Annotated in this window: 17 protein-coding genes; 11 read left to right on the top strand and 6 right to left on the bottom strand. The window is 64.6% G+C overall.

The features are described from left to right. Nucleotides 1–11 precede the first annotated feature (11 nt). Complete coding sequence (gene mdlC / locus BJ6T_RS10345) at nt 12–1,634, top strand: benzoylformate decarboxylase (RefSeq protein WP_014492290.1); 1,623 nt, start codon at nt 12–14, stop codon at nt 1,632–1,634. A gap of 71 nt (nt 1,635–1,705) precedes the next feature. Here mdlC and BJ6T_RS10340 read toward each other — a convergent pair whose 3' ends face one another. Then, nucleotides 1,706–2,482 (bottom strand): SDR family NAD(P)-dependent oxidoreductase, encoded by a 777-nt coding sequence (locus BJ6T_RS10340; RefSeq protein ID WP_014492289.1) that lies wholly within the window; start codon nt 2,480–2,482, stop codon nt 1,706–1,708. A gap of 76 nt (nt 2,483–2,558) precedes the next feature. Here BJ6T_RS10340 and BJ6T_RS10335 point away from each other — a divergent pair, with 76 nt between their 5' ends. Continuing rightward, the gene (locus BJ6T_RS10335) at nt 2,559–3,020 is read left to right on the top strand and encodes a MarR family winged helix-turn-helix transcriptional regulator (protein ID WP_014492288.1); all 462 of its coding nucleotides are present in this window, start codon (nt 2,559–2,561) and stop codon (nt 3,018–3,020) included. 26 nt (nt 3,021–3,046) lie between these two features. Here BJ6T_RS10335 and BJ6T_RS10330 read toward each other — a convergent pair whose 3' ends face one another. From BJ6T_RS10330 to trhA, 3 genes are all read right to left on the bottom strand, one after another. Next, nucleotides 3,047–4,225, bottom strand: coding sequence for an IS481 family transposase (locus tag BJ6T_RS10330; RefSeq protein WP_014490322.1), 1,179 nt, complete (start codon nt 4,223–4,225; stop codon nt 3,047–3,049). Nucleotides 4,226–4,428: 203 nt separating this feature from the next. After that, nucleotides 4,429–5,223, bottom strand: a complete 795-nt coding sequence (locus tag BJ6T_RS10325) for an SDR family oxidoreductase (protein WP_014492287.1) — start codon at nt 5,221–5,223, stop codon at nt 4,429–4,431. A gap of 93 nt (nt 5,224–5,316) precedes the next feature. Then, nucleotides 5,317–6,012, bottom strand: a complete 696-nt coding sequence (gene trhA / locus BJ6T_RS10320) for a PAQR family membrane homeostasis protein TrhA (protein ID WP_014492286.1) — start codon at nt 6,010–6,012, stop codon at nt 5,317–5,319. A gap of 181 nt (nt 6,013–6,193) precedes the next feature. Between trhA and BJ6T_RS10315 the strand changes: the two genes are divergently transcribed. The 5 genes from BJ6T_RS10315 (at nt 6,194) to BJ6T_RS10300 (ending at nt 9,928) form a co-directional block, all read left to right on the top strand. Next, nucleotides 6,194–7,663 (top strand): YcjX family GTP-binding protein, encoded by a 1,470-nt coding sequence (locus BJ6T_RS10315; RefSeq protein ID WP_014492285.1) that lies wholly within the window; start codon nt 6,194–6,196, stop codon nt 7,661–7,663. Continuing rightward, a complete protein-coding gene (locus BJ6T_RS10310; RefSeq protein ID WP_014492284.1) occupies nt 7,660–8,685 on the top strand; it encodes a YcjF family protein in 1,026 nt (341 codons plus the stop codon). The genes BJ6T_RS10315 and BJ6T_RS10310 overlap by 4 nt, the downstream gene beginning before the upstream one ends. Before the next feature lie 587 nt (nt 8,686–9,272). Then, on the top strand, nt 9,273–9,407 hold the full coding sequence (locus BJ6T_RS49105; RefSeq protein WP_256461605.1) for a hypothetical protein: 135 nt from the start codon (nt 9,273–9,275) through the stop codon (nt 9,405–9,407). A gap of 27 nt (nt 9,408–9,434) precedes the next feature. After that, nucleotides 9,435–9,644, top strand: coding sequence for a hypothetical protein (locus BJ6T_RS10305; protein ID WP_014492283.1), 210 nt, complete (start codon nt 9,435–9,437; stop codon nt 9,642–9,644). A gap of 83 nt (nt 9,645–9,727) precedes the next feature. After that, nucleotides 9,728–9,928, top strand: coding sequence for a hypothetical protein (locus BJ6T_RS10300; protein WP_028169876.1), 201 nt, complete (start codon nt 9,728–9,730; stop codon nt 9,926–9,928). 12 nt (nt 9,929–9,940) lie between these two features. Here BJ6T_RS10300 and BJ6T_RS10295 read toward each other — a convergent pair whose 3' ends face one another. Together BJ6T_RS10295 and BJ6T_RS10290 are read right to left on the bottom strand one after the other, a co-directional pair. Next, nucleotides 9,941–10,183 (bottom strand): hypothetical protein, encoded by a 243-nt coding sequence (locus BJ6T_RS10295; RefSeq protein WP_014492281.1) that lies wholly within the window; start codon nt 10,181–10,183, stop codon nt 9,941–9,943. Nucleotides 10,184–10,442: 259 nt separating this feature from the next. Continuing rightward, on the bottom strand, nt 10,443–11,948 hold the full coding sequence (locus BJ6T_RS10290; RefSeq protein ID WP_167541719.1) for a glycosyltransferase family 39 protein: 1,506 nt from the start codon (nt 11,946–11,948) through the stop codon (nt 10,443–10,445). A gap of 321 nt (nt 11,949–12,269) precedes the next feature. On the opposite strand from BJ6T_RS10290, the gene BJ6T_RS10285 reads away from it, so the two are divergent. From BJ6T_RS10285 to BJ6T_RS10270, 4 genes are all read left to right on the top strand, one after another. Continuing rightward, nucleotides 12,270–14,000, top strand: a complete 1,731-nt coding sequence (locus tag BJ6T_RS10285) for an adenylate/guanylate cyclase domain-containing protein (RefSeq protein WP_014492279.1) — start codon at nt 12,270–12,272, stop codon at nt 13,998–14,000. A gap of 320 nt (nt 14,001–14,320) precedes the next feature. Further along, nucleotides 14,321–15,520 (top strand): SorA family sulfite dehydrogenase catalytic subunit, encoded by a 1,200-nt coding sequence (gene sorA / locus BJ6T_RS10280; protein ID WP_014492278.1) that lies wholly within the window; start codon nt 14,321–14,323, stop codon nt 15,518–15,520. A 12-nt stretch (nt 15,521–15,532) separates the two neighbouring features. Beyond that, entirely contained in the window at nt 15,533–15,841 is a 309-nt protein-coding gene (gene sorB / locus BJ6T_RS10275) for a SorB family sulfite dehydrogenase c-type cytochrome subunit (protein WP_014492277.1), read from the top strand. A 208-nt stretch (nt 15,842–16,049) separates the two neighbouring features. After that, complete coding sequence (locus BJ6T_RS10270; RefSeq protein ID WP_008134691.1) at nt 16,050–16,250, top strand: cold-shock protein; 201 nt, start codon at nt 16,050–16,052, stop codon at nt 16,248–16,250. Nucleotides 16,251–16,404 lie beyond the last annotated feature (154 nt).

Here is a 16,404-nt window from a genome sequence, read left to right as displayed (position 1 = left end):
GGACGGAAACCATGGCCAAGAACGGCAAGAGCGGCAGCAAGTCCGCCACCGTGAAGCAGGCGACGCTCGATCTGCTGCGCTCGCTGGGCATCGACAGGGTGTTCGGCAACCCCGGCTCGACCGAGCTGCCGTTCCTCAGCGACTGGCCCGACGACATCGACTACGTGCTGGCGTTGCAGGAAGCCTCCGCCGTCGGCATGGCCGATGGTTACGCGCAGGCGACGCGCAATGCCGGCTTTGTCAATCTGCATTCGGCGGCCGGCGTCGGCAACGCGCTCGGCAACATCTACACCTCGCACCGCAACCAGACGCCGCTCGTGATCACCGCGGGCCAACAGGCGCGCTCGATCCTGCCCTTGCAGGCGTTCCTCTATGCCGAGCGCGCCTCGGAATTCCCGCGGCCTTACGTCAAGTACAGCGTCGAGCCGGCGCGGCCCGAGGACGTGCCGGCCGCGATCGCGCGGGCCTATTACACCGCGATGCAGCCGCCCTGCGGGCCGACCTTCGTGTCGATCCCGATCGACGACTGGGCGCATGCGACCACACCGGTCGAGGCGCGCAAGGTCAGCCGCGAGATCGGGCCCGAACCTGACGCGATGAAGGCGCTGGTCGCGGCGCTCGGCTCTGCAAAACACCCTGCCCTCGTGGTCGGCCCCGGCGTCGACCGCGCCGGCGCGGTCGATCTGATGGTGCGCGTGGCCGAGAAGGCCAAGGCCAGCGTCTGGGTCAGCCCGTTCTCCGCGCGCTGCTCCTTCCCCGAGCGGCATCCGCAGTTCGCAGGCTTCCTGCACGCCTCGCCGGCGCAGCTGTCCGACGCGCTGCGCGAACACGATCTCGTCGTCGTCGTCGGCGCGCCGGTGTTCACCTTCCATGTCGAGGGCCATGCCGCGATCTTCGATGGCGGCGCGACGATTTTCCAGATCACCGACGATCCGGACGCGGCAGCGGTGACACCCGTCGGCACCAGCATCATTGCGACCATGAAGCCGGCGCTGAGCCTGCTGCTCGACCTCCTGCCCGAGAGCAAACGCGCCACGCCAATGGGCCGCACGCTGCCGCCGGCGCCGCAGGCCGCCGATCCGCTGCCGGTCGAATTTTTGCTGCATTCGCTGTCGCAGGCGATGCCGGACGACGCGTCACTCGTCGAGGAAGTGCCCTCGCACCGGCCGGCGATGCAGAAGTTCATGCCGATGCGCGGCCAGGACAGTTTCTACACCATGGCGAGCGGCGGCCTCGGCTATTCCCTGCCCGCGGCGGTCGGCATGGCGCTCGGCAAGCCGAAGAGCCGCACCGTGTGCCTGATCGGCGACGGCTCGGCGATGTATTCGATCCAGGCGCTGTGGACCGCCGCGCAACGAAAGCTGCCGCTGACCATCGTCGTCATCAACAATTCCGGCTACGGCGCGATGCGCTCGTTCAGCCAGGTGATGCAGGTGAGGAACGTGCCGGGGCTGGAATTGCCGGGGATCGATTTCGTCAGGCTCGCCGAAGGCATGGGGTGCCATGCGGTGCGGGTGAGCAAGGCTGCGGAGCTGGGCGAGGCGCTCAAGCGCGGAATGGCGTTCGAGGGGACGAGCCTCGTCGAGGTCGTGGTGGATTCAGCGGTGCCGGTGCTTTACGGGCAGAAGCATTGAGGCTGCCGTAGCCCGGATGGAGCGCAGCGAAATCCGGGCCACGGCACTGAATTTGCCGCGCCACCGCGACACTACGAAGCCAGGAATCCCCCGTCCGCCGCCAGCACATGCCCGACCACGTAGGATGACGCGTCGGACGACAGCCATACCACGGCCTCCGCCACTTCTTCCGGACTCCCCATCCGCCGCAGCGGCAGGCCCGCACTGACGGTCGCGACATCGCCCACGCCCGCGCGCAGCATCATGTCGGTGACGACGCGGCCGGGGGCAATGGCGTTGATGCGGATGCCGCGCGGGGCATTCTCCATTGCCGCCGAGCGGGTCAGCGAGATCGCGGCGGCCTTCGAGGCCGAGTAGAGCGAGAAGCCCGGATTGGGATTGCGCACGCCGCTGACGGAGGCGTTGACGACGATGCTGCCGCGGCCCTGCGCTAGCATCGCCGGCAATTGATGGCGCAGGCACAGAAACAGCGCGCGGACATTGGTGTCGAACACCGCATCGTAGATCTCCGTGCCCTGCTCTTCCAGCGACGCGCGGCGCTCCTGGAATCCGGCATTGTTGAAGGCAACATCGAGCCGACCGCAGCGCTCGACTGCCGTGCGAACGAGGCGCGCGACGTCGTCCTCTCGCGTGATGTCTGTTTGGATCGCGATCGCGGCCGCGCCGAGCTCCCGGCACGCTGCGGCGGTGGCCTCGATTTCGGCCTCCCGCCGTCCCGCAACGACAATCGCCTCGGCGCCTTCCGAGGCCATCCGCAGCGCCGCGGCGCGGCCGATGCCGCTGCCGCCGCCCGTGACGAGGCAGACCTTGCCCCTCATCCGCATCCCGGCCGGCACAGTTCCGCTCATGGCTCACTCCAAAACGCTTGCGCGCGACGTTGCGCGCATATAGTTGTATGATACAACTATATGCCATGAGTCAAGCATGACCGAGCTTTCGCTGATCGACGACATCCGCGCCGCCTCGCGGCTGATGGTGCGGGAGCTGGGCTTCATGGATGCGACGGTGGCGGCCTCGGATTATCCGCCCTCGGCCGTGCACACGATCCTGGAGATCGGGATCCGCGGCCCGATGAATTCGGGCGAGCTCGGCGATTTCCTGCGACTGGAGAAATCCAGTGTCAGCCGCATGGTGCGCAAGCTGGTCGATTGCGGCGAACTGCGGGAGACGCCTGATGAAGCCGATGCGCGCAGCAAGCTCCTGTCACTGACGGCGAAGGGCCGGCGCACACTGGAGGCGCTGCACGCGTTCGGACGCCAGCAGGTGCGCGGCGCGCTGGCCGCGCTGACTGAGGCCGAGCAGCGCACGGTGCGCGAGGGCATGATGCTCTATGCCCGGGCGCTGCGGCAGAGCCGGATGGAGGATGAGGCGGAGTCGGCGGCGTAGCTAGGTGTCATCGCCCGGCTTGATGTTTAGACCGGGGACATAGCTGACACCTGTTCGGACACATCACTGACAGGTTGGCCGCGGGTCAAGTCGATTGATGCGACCTGCCAGCTGGCAAAGAAGATTCCATAACGGCCGTCGCGGTCGAGCGGCCTGACGGCGAGCTGCTCGCCGCAGAAGGCTTGAGGGACTTTCCACATTCGGCCTTTGAAGGCGATGTAGCTCCGGGTCGAGGAGACCGTGCGAACGGTCTCTCCGGCGTCGTATTGGACCTGCGGGACACGGTCCGGCATGGGGCGAGAGCTCGGCCGATAGCGATCGGCGGGGACACCCATGCCCAAGCTCTCATGAGGCCGCTCCAGATTGTAGAGCATGCGCCAGCGATCGAGAGCCCGCTGAACTTCCGCCAGGGTGCGGAACGTGCGCAGGGCGAACACTTCCGCCTTCAGGCTGCGATGGAAGCGTTCGTTCTTGCCCCGGCCCTGAGGATGGCGCGGCCTGGCATGGACGACCCTGACGCCGAGCCTGAGCAGCCATACCTTCAGCGCGGTCCAGCGGACGCCGGACGTGTCGCCCCACGGAGAACCGTTGTCGAGGTAGAAGGCCTCCGGCAGCCCATAGCGTCGGAAGGTGTCGGTCAGGTGCTTCTGCACGTCAGGACGCTGCTCGTTGGCGCAGGCCTTCAGACACAGGGCATAGCGCGAGTGATCGTCGACCATGGTGAGCGGATGGCACCGCGTCCCGCCGGCAAGCGGCATATGGCCCTTGAAGTCCATCTGCCAGAGCTGATTGGGCGCGTCCTTCTCAAAGCGATGCCCTGGAGAGCCAGCTGCAGCCTGCTCGCTCGGCTTGATCCGCTGGTTCCGGCACAGGATCTGATGGACCGTTGAAGGCACCGGCACGGCCTGGCCAGCGCGCTTCAGACAATGAGCAATCTTGCGCGCCCCCCAGGCCGGATGCGTGTCGCGCATCGCCAAGACCTGAGCCTCGATCGCAGGCTCGCTCCGCCTGGGCATACTCTTCGGTCGGCGGGACTGATCCCGAAGATCATGGTCCCCTGCCTGCCAACGCTTCAGCCACTTGTAGCCGACCTCAGGACTGATCCCAAACCGCCGGCACAACTCCCGCCGGTTCGCGCCTTCCTGCAAAGCCAGCCGCACAAACTCGCGTCGTTGATCCATTACCGACACCTCGTTCCAGGGCATGGACGGCCTCCCAAATCGACCAATCCAGCCAGTTTGATGTGTCAGCTATGTCTCCGAACACCTGTCAGTGATCTGTCCGGTCTAAACACTTGACCGGGCGATCCAGTACTCCGAGACGGTTGTTGTTGAACCGACGGGCCGCGGCGTACTGGATGCCCCGCCTGCGCGGGGCATGACAGGCGCAATCGCGGAAACTGTGGCGGCTACTTCCCGAACTCCTCCCGCATCTTGGCCTGGATCTTCGCCATGCCGCCGATCCAGCGGTCGTAGTTCTCGGTCTTCTTGCGCATGTAGCCGAGCACCTGGGGGTGGGGCAGGATCAGGAACGTTTCCTGCTCGAGGCCGGCGAGCACGTCTTTCGCGACCTGCTCAGGCGTCAGATCGCCGTCGCCGGATTGTGGGCCCTTCGGGATCGAGCGCAGCATGTTGGTGTCGACGCCCTGCGGGCAGAGGATCGAGACCTTGATATTGTCCGCCTTGTGCGAGATCGCGAGATTCTCGGCAAAGCCGACCGCGGCGTGCTTGGTGGTGGAATAGGCCGGGCTGCCGACCTGCGACAGCAGGCCCGCGGCCGAGATCGTGTTGAGGAAATATCCGCCGCCGCGCGCCTTCATGCGGGGAATGAGATGCCGCGCCGCATAGACATGGGCCATGACATGGATCGCCCAGCTCCGCTGCCACGGCTCGTCGGAGGCGCCGCCGGCATTGACCGACATCGGATCGAAGCCGCCGCCGATGCCGGCATTTGAGCAGAACAATTCGATCGGGCCGAACTGCCGCTCGGTCTCCTCGATGACGTGGGCGATCTCTTTTTCCTGCGCGACGTCGCATCTGAAGGCCGCGCCATCGACCGTGGCGGCGACGGCTCTTGCATTGGCGGCGTCCATGTCCGCAACGACGACCTTGGCGGCACCCGCCTTGTGGAAGGCCTCGCACAGCGCCTTGCCGATGCCGTTTGCGCCGCCCGTGACGACCACGACCTTGCCGGTCACCTGCATGCGACGTCTCCTCTTTGTCTTGTAGCGCTTCTCTTTTCGGATAGCGCTTCGCTATCTTATACCGCTTCGCTAATTCCGCTTCGCGGATCTTGCTCAGCTCAACACGAGGTCGAGCACCGCGGTATAATGGCACGCCGCGCCGGCCAAGACAAAGCCGTGCCAGATCGCATTCTGGAAGCGCAGCCGCCGCCAGGCATGGAAGATCACGCCAAAACTGTAGAGCAGGCCGCCCGCAAGGATGAAGCCCAGCACCAGCGCAGGTAGCGCCCTGACCACGGCGTCGTAGACCATCACGCCGCTCCACCCCATCGCGAGATAGATGCCGACCGCGACGCGGTCGAACCGGCCGGGATAGAGAAGTTTCAGCACGATACCGAGGATCGCGACGCACCAGACGCCGGCGAGCAGCACCAGCGCGAACACGCTGTCCCTCACCTCGAGGATGAACGGCGTGTAGGTCGCCGCGATCAGCAGATAGATCGCGCAATGGTCGAACCGCCGCAGCAGCCATTTGGCCGGCGAGACCGGCCAGAGATTATAGGTCGCCGACAGCACCAGCATCGAGAGCAGGCCGGCGACATAGATCGAGACCCCGACGATGTTGGTGGCGTTGGCATAAACCGCCGCCAGCACCACCAGGACCGTGGCGGCAACGATGCCGCAGACCACGCCGATCGCGTGGATGATGCCGTCCGCGATCAATTCGGCACGGTCGTAGTTCCAGCCGATCGCATCGGCTGCGGCGTGGACGGAGTTGGAGGCGAGCTGTTTCAGCTGGAAGACGGTCATGGCAATCCGCAAAGGCTAAGACAATGCCCTCTTGTAGGGATCTTTCGAGATCGGCGCGTCGTTCAAACGGCTGATTTGCCGATAAAGGCGGTGGAAGTATGAAGCTTGATTTTCCTCACGCGAATGCCACTTTTGTGAACAGTCTCACATTTCCGCCCGCCTCGGGATCAATCACGTTCATATGGCATTCAGTTTCCAGGATATGGTCGAAGAAGCGCGGCTGTCGGCCAGGGCGCTGATCGATTTTGGCGAGCACTTCTTCAACCCGACGGTGCGGCTCGGGGTCACCGGCCTGTCACGGGCCGGTAAGACCGTATTCATCACCGCGCTGATCCACGGCCTCACCCGCGGCGGCCGCTTTCCGGTATTCGAGGCCTATGCCTCGGGCCGGATCGCGCGGGCGCATCTGGCGCCGCAGCCGGACGACGCCGTGCCGCGCTTCGCTTATGAGAACCATTTGCGCGCGCTGATCGAGGAGCGGCGCTGGCCGAACTCGACCGTCGACATCAGCGAACTCAGGCTCGTCATCGACTATCAGCGCCAGAACGGCGCCGACCGCACATTGACGCTCGACATCGTCGACTATCCCGGCGAGTGGTTGCTCGACCTGCCGCTGCTCCAGAAGAGCTATGAGCAATGGTCGGCCGAAAGCCTCGCACTGTCGCGCGAGGCGCCGCGTGCGCATCTTGCGGCGGATTGGCACGCGCATCTTGCAACGCTCAAGCCCGAGGCGCGCGAGGACGAGCAGGCGACGCTGACGGCGGCAAAGCTCTTCACCGGCCATTTGCGCGCCTGCCGCGACGAGCGCTTCGCGATGAGCCTGCTGCCGCCGGGCCGCTTCCTGATGCCCGGCAATCTCGCCGACACGCCGGCGCTGACTTTTGCGCCGCTCGACGTGCCCGTTGGCGGCCAGGCGCCGGACGGCTCGCTGTGGGCGATGATGGTTCGCCGCTTCGAGGCCTACAAGAACGTCGTGGTGCGGCCGTTCTTCCATGATCATTTTGCCCGGCTCGATCGCCAGATCGTGCTGGCCGACGCGCTCGCCGCGTTCAACTCCGGCCCCGAAGCGCTGCACGATCTCGAAGCCGCGCTTGCCGGAATTCTCGACTGCTTCCGCATCGGCCGCAGCACGTTCCTCTCCAGCCTGTTCCGGCCGCGTATCGACCGCATCCTGTTCGCGGCGACCAAGGCGGACCATCTGCATCATTCCAGTCACGACCGGCTCGAGGCGGTGCTGCGCCGCGCGGTCACCCGTGCGGTGGTGCGCGCGGAAGATACCGGCGCAGAGATCGACGTGGTGGCGCTCGCCGCCGTTCGCGCCACGCGCGAGGCCCAGGTCGCGCATGGCCGCGACAAATTGCCGTCGATCCTGGGAACGCCGGCGGCCGGCGAAAGCGCAGGCGGCGAGTTCTTTGATGGCAACACGGAGGTTGCGACCTTTCCGGGTGATCTGCCGCCGGATCCCGAGCCGCTGTTCAACGGCACCGACGCATTCCGCGGCCTCTCGACCGAGGCCGCCGAGAAGAGCGATTTTCGCTTCCTGCGCTTCCGCCCGCCAAAGCTCGAACGCGAAGGCAATGACGAGCCGGCGCTGCCACACATCCGCCTCGACCGTGCCCTGCAGTTCCTGATCGGAGACAAGCTGTCATGAACGACCGATCCAAGCCGCGGCGGCCGGCGACGTTCCGGCTCGACGATCCCGGCGTCGTCGTCACCGAAGCCGACGAAGCAGCGCGGCTCGGCCGCACCACGATCCAGATCACGCCCGAGCACGATCCGCAGGCATTGCCAGTGCCGATCGAGGCCGCGCTCCCGGCGCGGCGTGGCTTTCCCTGGGGCACGCTGTTCTGGTCCGGGCTCGGCGGGCTGACGCTGCTCGGCACCGGGCTCGGCGTGGTCCGTCTGATCGAGGATCTGTTTGCGCGCAGCGAAACGCTCGGCTTCGTCGGCCTCGCATTCGCCTTCGTCACGGCACTGGCGCTCGCGGTGGTGATCGGGCGCGAGGCCTTTGGTCTGGCGCGCCTTGCAACCATCGAGAAGCTGCATGCGCGCGCCGCCGCAGTCCTTGCCAGTGACGACCGCGAGGAGAGCCGCGTCATCGTGCAGGATCTGCTGAAGATCGCGCACCAGAACCCGCAGCTCGCCCGCGCGCGCGCCACGCTGGAAAGCCACACCGGCGAGATCATCGACGGCGCCGACATGATCCGGCTTGCCGAACGCGAATTGATGTCGCCGCTGGACACGGAAGCGCGGCGGCTGGTGTCGTCGGCCGCGCAAAAGGTCTCGATCGTGACCGCAGTTTCGCCGCGCGCGGCGATCGACGTATTGTTCGTGTTCGTGGCCGCGTTGCGGCTGATCCGTCAGCTCGCTTTTCTCTATGGCGGCCGCCCCGGCGCGCTCGGCATGATCCGCCTGCTCCGCCACGTGATCGCGCATCTCGCCATCACCGGCGGCATGGCCGCGAGCGACAGCCTGGTGCAGCAGATGCTCGGCCATGGCATCGCGGCAAAGCTGTCGCAGCGACTCGGCGAAGGTGTGCTGAACGGATTGCTGACCGCGCGGCTGGGTCTGGCCGCGATCGACGTGACGCGCCCGCTGCCGTTCGCGGCGCTGCCGCCGCCAAAACTGTCGGACCTCGCGACGGATCTTTTGCGGAAGAAGGACGAGGAGTAGCGGTGCTATTCGGGCCGTCGTTCGCGCCATTCGCCGGACCGACGCATGGCGCGCCGCCTGAATGAGCGAAGCTTAAGCTCGCGGTTCATCGGGAAAGTCGAAGCTGACAATGATAAACCCGACCGCACCAAACACCAACAGCGCCAGGAACAGTGCCGCAACAGCAAAGGACCACACGAAAGGCTCCGAGCAGCTGAGTGCCATCCAATCGAGCCAACGAGCGGAATATCATCCCTCGCCGGCTGATCTAAGACAGACCCAGACGGGGTTAAAGGGCAATTGTCCGGCAAAACGACCTTGCTCAGTCAAGCCGCGCCTCGCAAGCGAACTATCGAGTTAGCCCTTTCGAGTATTGGAAGATTATCTGCCGCGGTTTTGGGCAACTGAGGACAAGGAGGCGGCAATTCAAGTCGTCGCTTCTAAGTCAGCCTCTGGCCGCCCCATACCACGGCGCATCAGCCCGTTAAGAAACTGGTTACCAGTCAATGTCACCATTTGCATATTAGGCCGCCATATGCGGCGCGCATTCTGAGAACTGCTCAACATTTCGACACGCCCGGTTGGCGGTCTCTTTCAGGAGAGGCCCAATGTTTAAGGGCTTGATGGCAGCGCTTGTGGCGCTGATCAGCACACTGCAACTGGATCGATACCTGACCAACGGTCGGTACACCGACGCGGCCATGGATATGCTGCGGCAAATCAGGCGCGCGTTTGGATTTTGAGGTGCACTGGACGATTTGAGGCCGGTGATGAAGGGCATCATCCCATGGACTGATCTCGACGCGGAGGAGCAACGCGCCATTGCGATACTGGGAGCCGGGCTCTCCATCGAGCTGTGTGACCCCGTCGCTTTGCCAAGATTGAGGCGGCTCGGGCTGATCGCAGGGACTCGTTTGACCGCTGCCGCACGCGCGTTGCGGAGGCGCGTTGTTCTGGAAGAACTCAGTGCGCGGGATTGAATCGTATAACCAATTGGCACGCTCGATCCTCGCTTGGTCGGGGAGTGCCTTGACGGGGCTAACATGGCTTGGGGATTTTGATGGTGGCGGGTGCAATTGAGCTGATCGTGGAGGGATACGTTTCCCTCAGGGACCAAGCAGCTCTTGATGAGCTCCGGACACAGCGCCGCAAACTTATCGCAGATCTCGATGCATGTACCGGGATCGACTGCACGAGTACGATCCGGCAGATCGAGGAAGACATCGTCGTGATCGAGGCCGGGCTGGCGCGGTTGGCGGCCTAGTCGGCCGGATGTTCAGAGATTGCCCGGTGACGTATCGGCAACGGTGCACTCGGTGTGGATCAGGTCCTTCTTGGTCACCCGCACGCTGCCAAGATAATAACCTCGCTCCTGAACGGCTGCCCTGATCTCGTCGCTGACCTTGAGAACTCTCGCTCTGCTCTTGCGCCATTTGTTGGAGGAGTAGAGCGCGGGCATCGGAGAGCCGTTGCTGACGACGAGGAAGTCCCGCTTGCCATTGCGATAGACATCAAACATGTCCTATCCCCGCAGATAATATCAATAAGAGAAAATATGTTTCGTCACGACTGCTCCAGCTTAGTGGCTTAAATGCTTGAGCGGGTGGTAATCTGGGATGGCGGCCTGTGAATGTCGGGAAAAATGCTGATTGCAGCGAAGCGATCGCTCAGATTTCTGTTGGTATGTTGTTCTCATGCCACGCCAAGCCGGTTCAACGCGCGGCCTCGTTTGCCTTTGGGACCGCACAAGGGGAGAAGGGAAGAAGGGTGCTGCCTCGCTAGGCGAGCGTACGCTTCTCGAATTCCCCCGCCAGCACCCGCCATTGAAACAGCGGTGAATCCGCTGGCGGCGAGAGTTCCGGCGTCCAGCCGGTGAGCTTCTCAATCACATAGGTGTCCGTCAGAACGCCCCGCCAGCGGCGCTCGACCTGGCCGAGTTGCTCGCGCTTCGCCGGGATCGATCCCCACACTGGTGCGCGGTTGTCCGGCTCACGCCCGACATAGATGCCCGCATGCCCGCTGATCCGATCCATGCCGGGATCGCGAAAATCCTGGAAGCGGCCGCGTTCGTTGATCTCGATGACGGGCACGCGGCCCCTGAACAGCCAGCGCATCATCGCGTAGGTGCGATAGTCCGTGGTTGCGATCCAGGTCGCGCCGGTCTCGTCGAGCGCGGCCTGCGCACGCGCAGCCACCTGCTCGTAGCCGGCCTCGGCGCCGATCGGATCGATCTTGCCGAGGAGATTCCAGGGCGCGGCGACGTAGTACAGGAATACGATGACGACGAAGGCGATCCCCGTGACGACCGCCGTGTTGAGCCAGAAAATGCTCGACCGGATCATCCGCGCCGACCAGCGCTCGCGCGACAGCATGACGAGGTTGACCGCAGCGGCGGCAAAGCCGACCGGCCACATGAACATCGGCCAGGTGTCGCCGACCCTGAGCGTCGTCGACTTGAACAAGAAATAGAGGAACGGCACCAGCACCGCGGTCGACAGCAGGATCGCGACCGGCTCGCGCGTGCGATAGCCGCGCCACGCCGTCATCACGAGGCCCGACAGCACGACCGGCAGCATGACGAAGCCGACCAGGCCGAATTGCAGGCCGATGTAGTCGCCGATCGTGCGCAGCGAGATGCCGTAATTGGCGGTGGCCCGCACACCCTGGAAACGGAACGAGGCCCAGTCGTGCTGCGCGTTCCAGATCAGCACCGGGGAGAACACGGCAATCGCGATCAGCACCGCGAGATAAGGGTAAGGGCCGCGCAGCCAGCGCCAGCGCCAATCCGGCACCAGCAGAAACGCGGCGACCGCCGGCGCGAACATGATCGCGGTGAACTTCGACAGCATCGACAGTCCGGCGAACAGGCCCGCCGCCAGCCACCAGCGTCCGTCGCCGCCCTGCGCGAGCCGCACCAGGGCCCACATCATCGCCACCGCAAACGGGATCATGGCAACGTCCGGCGCGACCTTGGCCATCAGCAGGCCGTAATAGAGCGCAGCCTCCGGCATCAGCACCGCCAACATGATGGCGCGCGCATCATGAGTGAGGCGGCGGACGATGTCGGCGAGCAGCAGCTGCGTCACCAGCATTGCGACGATGCCACCGAAGCGGACGCCGAGCACGGTGTCGCCGAAGATCGCGGTGCCAAAACGGATGAACCAGGCGATCATGGGGGGATGATCGAGGAAGCTGAGCGCTCCCTCCTTCGACCACGTCCAGTAATAGGCCTCGTCGGTGCGCAGCTCGATGGCGGAGGCGTAGACGATGCGCAGCAGTGTCATCGCGGCAATGACGAGCACGGCCACGACGAGGGGCCGGCGCACGGCGCCGGCTGGGGGCGTAGTGATATCGGGGGCTGTCGTCACGGCCGCGCTTTTCGCCAACCTGGGAGGGGGAGTCAATGCGGGGGAGATCGTAGGGTGGGCAAAGCGGAGCGTGCCCACCCTCGAGGGATGCGATACGGGATGGTGGCCACGGCGCCAAGGCGCCTTCCCACCCTACAATATCGTAACCTTGCCGCGCATGTGATCAGGCCAGCTGTCCGCCCCTGGAATTAAACGCTACGCTGGCTGTTCTCCTTCATGAACTGATACAACCGAATCATGGCCACTGCATTCTCACGATTGTCCGAACTTTCCCGCGCGACCAGCATGCGGCAGGTTCGGCTGGTCTGCGGCGTCATCCTGTTCTCTTACGTGGTGAGCCATTTCCTCAACCATGCGCTCGGCAACATCTCGGTCGATGCCATGGAGATCGGGGTCTACTATCACACGGCGTTCTGGCGGTTCCTCCCCATCGCGATCGTGTTCTATACGGCCGCGCTCACCCATATGGGGCTCGGCATCTACGCGCTCTATCAGCGCCGCCAGTTCCGCTGGCGGACGATCGAGCCACTCCAGCTCGTGCTGGGCCTGAGCATCCCCGCCCTCGTCATGGCCCATGTGATCGGCGTCCGGCTCGGCTACACGCTGTACGGACACCAGAAACTCTATCCGCAGGAACTCTATCTGTTCTTCGTCACCTCGAACCGCATCTGGACCATGACGATCCTGCTGATCATCGCCTGGGTCCATGGCTGCATCGGCATCTATTTCTGGCTGCGCCTGAAACCGTTCTTCGCGCGCGCCGCGCCCTATCTGCTCGCCGCCGCCGTGCTGATCCCGACGCTGTCGCTGCTCGGCGTCTACCAGGGCGGACGCAGTGTCCAGATCGAGGTCGACGACGGCGAGTGGCGCGCGCACAATCTCACCCGCCGCCAGCTCGGCTCGACCGCGGAAGCGGCGACGCTCGACCGCATCACCGGCGGCCTCACCATCGGCTATGTCGGCCTGCTCGGACTGACGCTGGCGGCGCGCGGCGTGCGCGCCTTGCGCGAACGGCGCCGCGGCATGATCGCGCTGTCCTACGGCAACGGCAAGACGGTGCGCGTGCCGAAGGGTCTCTCCGTGCTGGAGGCGAGCCTGCGCCACAATGTGCCGCATGCCAGCGTCTGCGGCGGCCGCGCCCGCTGCTCGACCTGCCGCATCCGCATCATCGGCGACCATGCCGCCCTGCCCGAGCCGTCGCAGCGCGAGGCCTTCGTGCTCGCGCGCGTCGGCACCGCCGATCCCTCGATCCGGCTTGCCTGCCAGTTGCGGCCGGACTCCGACCTCTCCTTCTTCCAGCTGTTCACGCCCCACACGCATTCGGCGGACGGGCAGGCCTCGACATCGGCCAGAATCGGCCAGGAGCGCTACCTCGTCAGCCTGTTCGTGGACATGCGCGGCTCGACGCAGCTTGCCGAGAAGCGGCTGCCGTTCGACACCGTCTTCATCGTCAACCGTTTCCTCGGCGCCGTCTCGCGGGCCGTGATCGAGAATGGCGGCCAGCCGAACCAGTTCGTCGGCGACGGCATGCTGGCGCTGTTCGGGCTGTCAGCCGATCCGGAGACCGCCTGCCGGCAAGCGCTGAAGGCTGCTGCCGGCATCGCCACGCATATCGACGAGCTCAACGAGCTCCTGAGCCACGATCTCCGCCAGCCGATCCGCTTCGGCATCGGCATTCACGGCGGCGAGGTCATCATCGGCGACATCGGCTATCGCGATCACATCGTCTTCACCGCGCTCGGCGATGCCGTCAACGTCGCTGCCCGACTCCAGGACATGACCAAGACGCTGGCCTGCGAAGCGATCGTCTCGGAAGAGGTCCGCCGCACCGCGGGACTTGCCGACGATGCGCTGCCGCAGCAGGAGGTCGCGATCCGCGGCCGCGACGAGCCGATGGCCGTGCGCGTCGTTGCGGACACGAGGCAGCTGTCGGCGCTGGTGGACCGAAGCGAGCGCGTCGCGGCGTAAGGCGGCGCGCTCCCTCTCCCGCTTGCGGGAGAGGGTCTCTCCACGACGGGACAATCCCCAAGAGGAAAAAGCCCTCACCCGGCACTTCGTGCCGACCTCTCCCGCAAGCGGGAGAGATGCACCGTGATCGCGGCTATGGCTCGGCTCAATCTCGCTAGCTCGCCTCATCTCATTACAAACGTAACACCGGCTTGCTGCAACGCAGCGACATGGGCCTGCTGCGAAAGCACGAATTGACTTCATCTCAATCGTTGCGACAGATGAGCGCGGGATCGCGGTGATGACCGCTGTCCAACGAAAAGCTCCGGGAGGAGACAAGAATGTTCGATCGACGCGACCTGCTCAAAGGAGCGGGCCTTGCCGCTATGGCGGCCACACTGAATTCCACCAAGGCGCTGGCACTCGACACCGTCACGCTCCCCTTCGCCAATGGCGAACGGCCGCTGGTGAAATATCCGCAGAAGCGGCCGATGATCGGACTGACCAGCCGGCCGCCGCAGCTCGAGACGCCGTTCGCGATCTTCAACGACGGTCCGATCACGCCGAATAACGCATTCTTCGTGCGCTATCACCTCTCGGACCTGCCCTACAATCTGGATCCCGACAAGTTCACGCTCGAGGTCAAGGGCAAGGTCGACAAGCCGCTCAAGCTGTCGCTCAAGGACATCAGGAAGATGAAGGCGACCGAGATCGTCGCCGTCAACCAGTGCTCCGGCAACAGCCGCGGCTTCTCCGAGCCGCGTGTCGCCGGTGGCCAGCTCGCCAACGGTGCGATGGGCAATGCGCGCTGGCGTGGCGTGCCGCTGAAGGCCGTGCTGGAGATGGCGGGCGTGCAGAGCGGTGCCAAGCAGGTCACCTTCAACGGCATGGACGGCCCCGTCAGCGACAAGACGCCGGATTTCGTCAAGGCGCTCGATCTCGAGCACGCCAGCGACGGCGAGGTGATGCTGGCCTATGGCATGAACGGCGAGGACCTGCCGTTCCTCAACGGCTTTCCGCTGCGCCTGATCGTGCCCGGCTATTACGGCACCTACTGGGTCAAGCACCTCAACGAGATCACCGTCATCGACAGTGTCTATGACGGCTTCTGGATGAAGTCGGCCTATCGCATTCCGGACACGCCGAACAATGCGGTCGAGCCGGGCACCGCGCCGAAGGCGACGATCCCGATCAACCGCTTCACTATCCGGTCCTTCATCACGAGCGTTCCCGACGGCGCCAAGCTGAAGGCCGGCGGCACGACGCTGCGCGGCATCGCCTTCGACGGCGGCAAGGGCATCAAGGACGTCCAGGTTTCCACCGACGGCGGCAAGACCTGGGTCAGCGCCAAGCTCGGCAAGGATCTCGGCAAATACTCTTTCCGTGAATGGAAGCTGCCGGTGAAGCTCGCAGCGGGCGCCCACGAGCTCAAGGTGCGCGCCACCGGCAATGGCGGCGAGACCCAGCCGGATGCGCCACGCTGGAACCCGGCGGGTTATCTACGCAACGTCGTCGAAACCGTCCGCGTGACCGTGGCCTGAGGGAGAATGATCATGCAGCGCACCGTTCTCCTCGCCAGCTCACTCGCCGTCGCCGCAATGGTGGGTTCGGCGCTTGCAGCGCCGCTCAACTACAAGACGCCCGACGAAGTCGCCGCCTTCAAGCCGGGCCCCAATCTCGAGGTCGTGCAGGGCAATTGCAGCGCCTGCCACTCGGCCGATTACGTCAACACGCAGCCGCCGATGAAGGACAAGAAAGGTTTTTGGCAGGCCGAAGTGACCAAGATGATCAAGGTCTATGGCGCCCCGATCGACGATGCCGATGTCGGCAAGATCGTCGATTATCTGGCCGCGACTTATTGACGGATGGTGCGCGGCGTGCCGATCAATTGACCGCGAAACGGGCAAAATCGGCAAAAACGCTGCCAAGTTGAGCGGAATTCGGCGAAATGCCGATATGGTTTGAGCTACCAAGCCGGCCACATTCCGCGTATCCTGTTAGGACCGAACCGGCCGGTTGGCGGGGACTGGCGGTTCGAGATCTCGGAGGAAGACCCGCGGAGAAGACGTGATGGCTAAAGGTACGGTCAAGTGGTTCAACCCGACGAAGGGTTATGGATTTATCCAGCCTGCGTCGGGCGGCAAGGATGTGTTCGTGCATATCTCGGCAGTGCAGAAAGCCGGTCTGTCGTCCCTGAACGAAGGACAGACGGTGGAATACGAAGAGATCGCAAACCGGGGCAAGACCTCCGCAGAGAACCTCAAAGTATAAGCCCGGCAGCCTTTGCTGCCTCCCGGATCTGTCCGGGAGCCGGGCCAAAAAATTTTTGAAGACGGCCAGTGCATTCGACGACGGGCGTTGCGATTGCACACGGAGAGCTATTTTCCCGCTAAGACCGCTCGTTCAACGCCACAGCAATGACAAT

Source organism: Bradyrhizobium japonicum USDA 6, from assembly GCF_000284375.1.
GTDB lineage: Bacteria > Pseudomonadota > Alphaproteobacteria > Rhizobiales > Xanthobacteraceae > Bradyrhizobium > Bradyrhizobium japonicum.
The sequence above is the reverse complement of the archived record's forward strand: the minus strand, read 5'-3'. Positions and strand labels throughout refer to the sequence as shown.

Coding starts and splice junctions, on each gene's coding strand:
- BJ6T_RS10335 (WP_014492288.1), top strand. CDS start 2,559: ATGACCGAGCTTTCGCTGATCGACGACATCCGCGCCGCCTCGCGGCTG.
- BJ6T_RS10285 (WP_014492279.1), top strand. CDS start 12,270: ATGGCCACTGCATTCTCACGATTGTCCGAACTTTCCCGCGCGACCAGC.
- BJ6T_RS10325 (WP_014492287.1), bottom strand. CDS start 5,223: ATGCAGGTGACCGGCAAGGTCGTGGTCGTCACGGGCGGCGCAAACGGC.
- trhA (WP_014492286.1), bottom strand. CDS start 6,012: ATGACCGTCTTCCAGCTGAAACAGCTCGCCTCCAACTCCGTCCACGCC.
- BJ6T_RS10340 (WP_014492289.1), bottom strand. CDS start 2,482: ATGAGCGGAACTGTGCCGGCCGGGATGCGGATGAGGGGCAAGGTCTGC.
- BJ6T_RS10305 (WP_014492283.1), top strand. CDS start 9,435: ATGAAGGGCATCATCCCATGGACTGATCTCGACGCGGAGGAGCAACGC.
- sorA (WP_014492278.1), top strand. CDS start 14,321: ATGTTCGATCGACGCGACCTGCTCAAAGGAGCGGGCCTTGCCGCTATG.
- BJ6T_RS10315 (WP_014492285.1), top strand. CDS start 6,194: ATGGCATTCAGTTTCCAGGATATGGTCGAAGAAGCGCGGCTGTCGGCC.
- BJ6T_RS10295 (WP_014492281.1), bottom strand. CDS start 10,183: ATGTTTGATGTCTATCGCAATGGCAAGCGGGACTTCCTCGTCGTCAGC.
- BJ6T_RS10330 (WP_014490322.1), bottom strand. CDS start 4,225: ATGCCCTGGAACGAGGTGTCGGTAATGGATCAACGACGCGAGTTTGTG.
- BJ6T_RS10290 (WP_167541719.1), bottom strand. CDS start 11,948: ATGACACTGCTGCGCATCGTCTACGCCTCCGCCATCGAGCTGCGCACC.
- sorB (WP_014492277.1), top strand. CDS start 15,533: ATGCAGCGCACCGTTCTCCTCGCCAGCTCACTCGCCGTCGCCGCAATG.
- mdlC (WP_014492290.1), top strand. CDS start 12: ATGGCCAAGAACGGCAAGAGCGGCAGCAAGTCCGCCACCGTGAAGCAG.
- BJ6T_RS10270 (WP_008134691.1), top strand. CDS start 16,050: ATGGCTAAAGGTACGGTCAAGTGGTTCAACCCGACGAAGGGTTATGGA.
- BJ6T_RS49105 (WP_256461605.1), top strand. CDS start 9,273: ATGTTTAAGGGCTTGATGGCAGCGCTTGTGGCGCTGATCAGCACACTG.
- BJ6T_RS10310 (WP_014492284.1), top strand. CDS start 7,660: ATGAACGACCGATCCAAGCCGCGGCGGCCGGCGACGTTCCGGCTCGAC.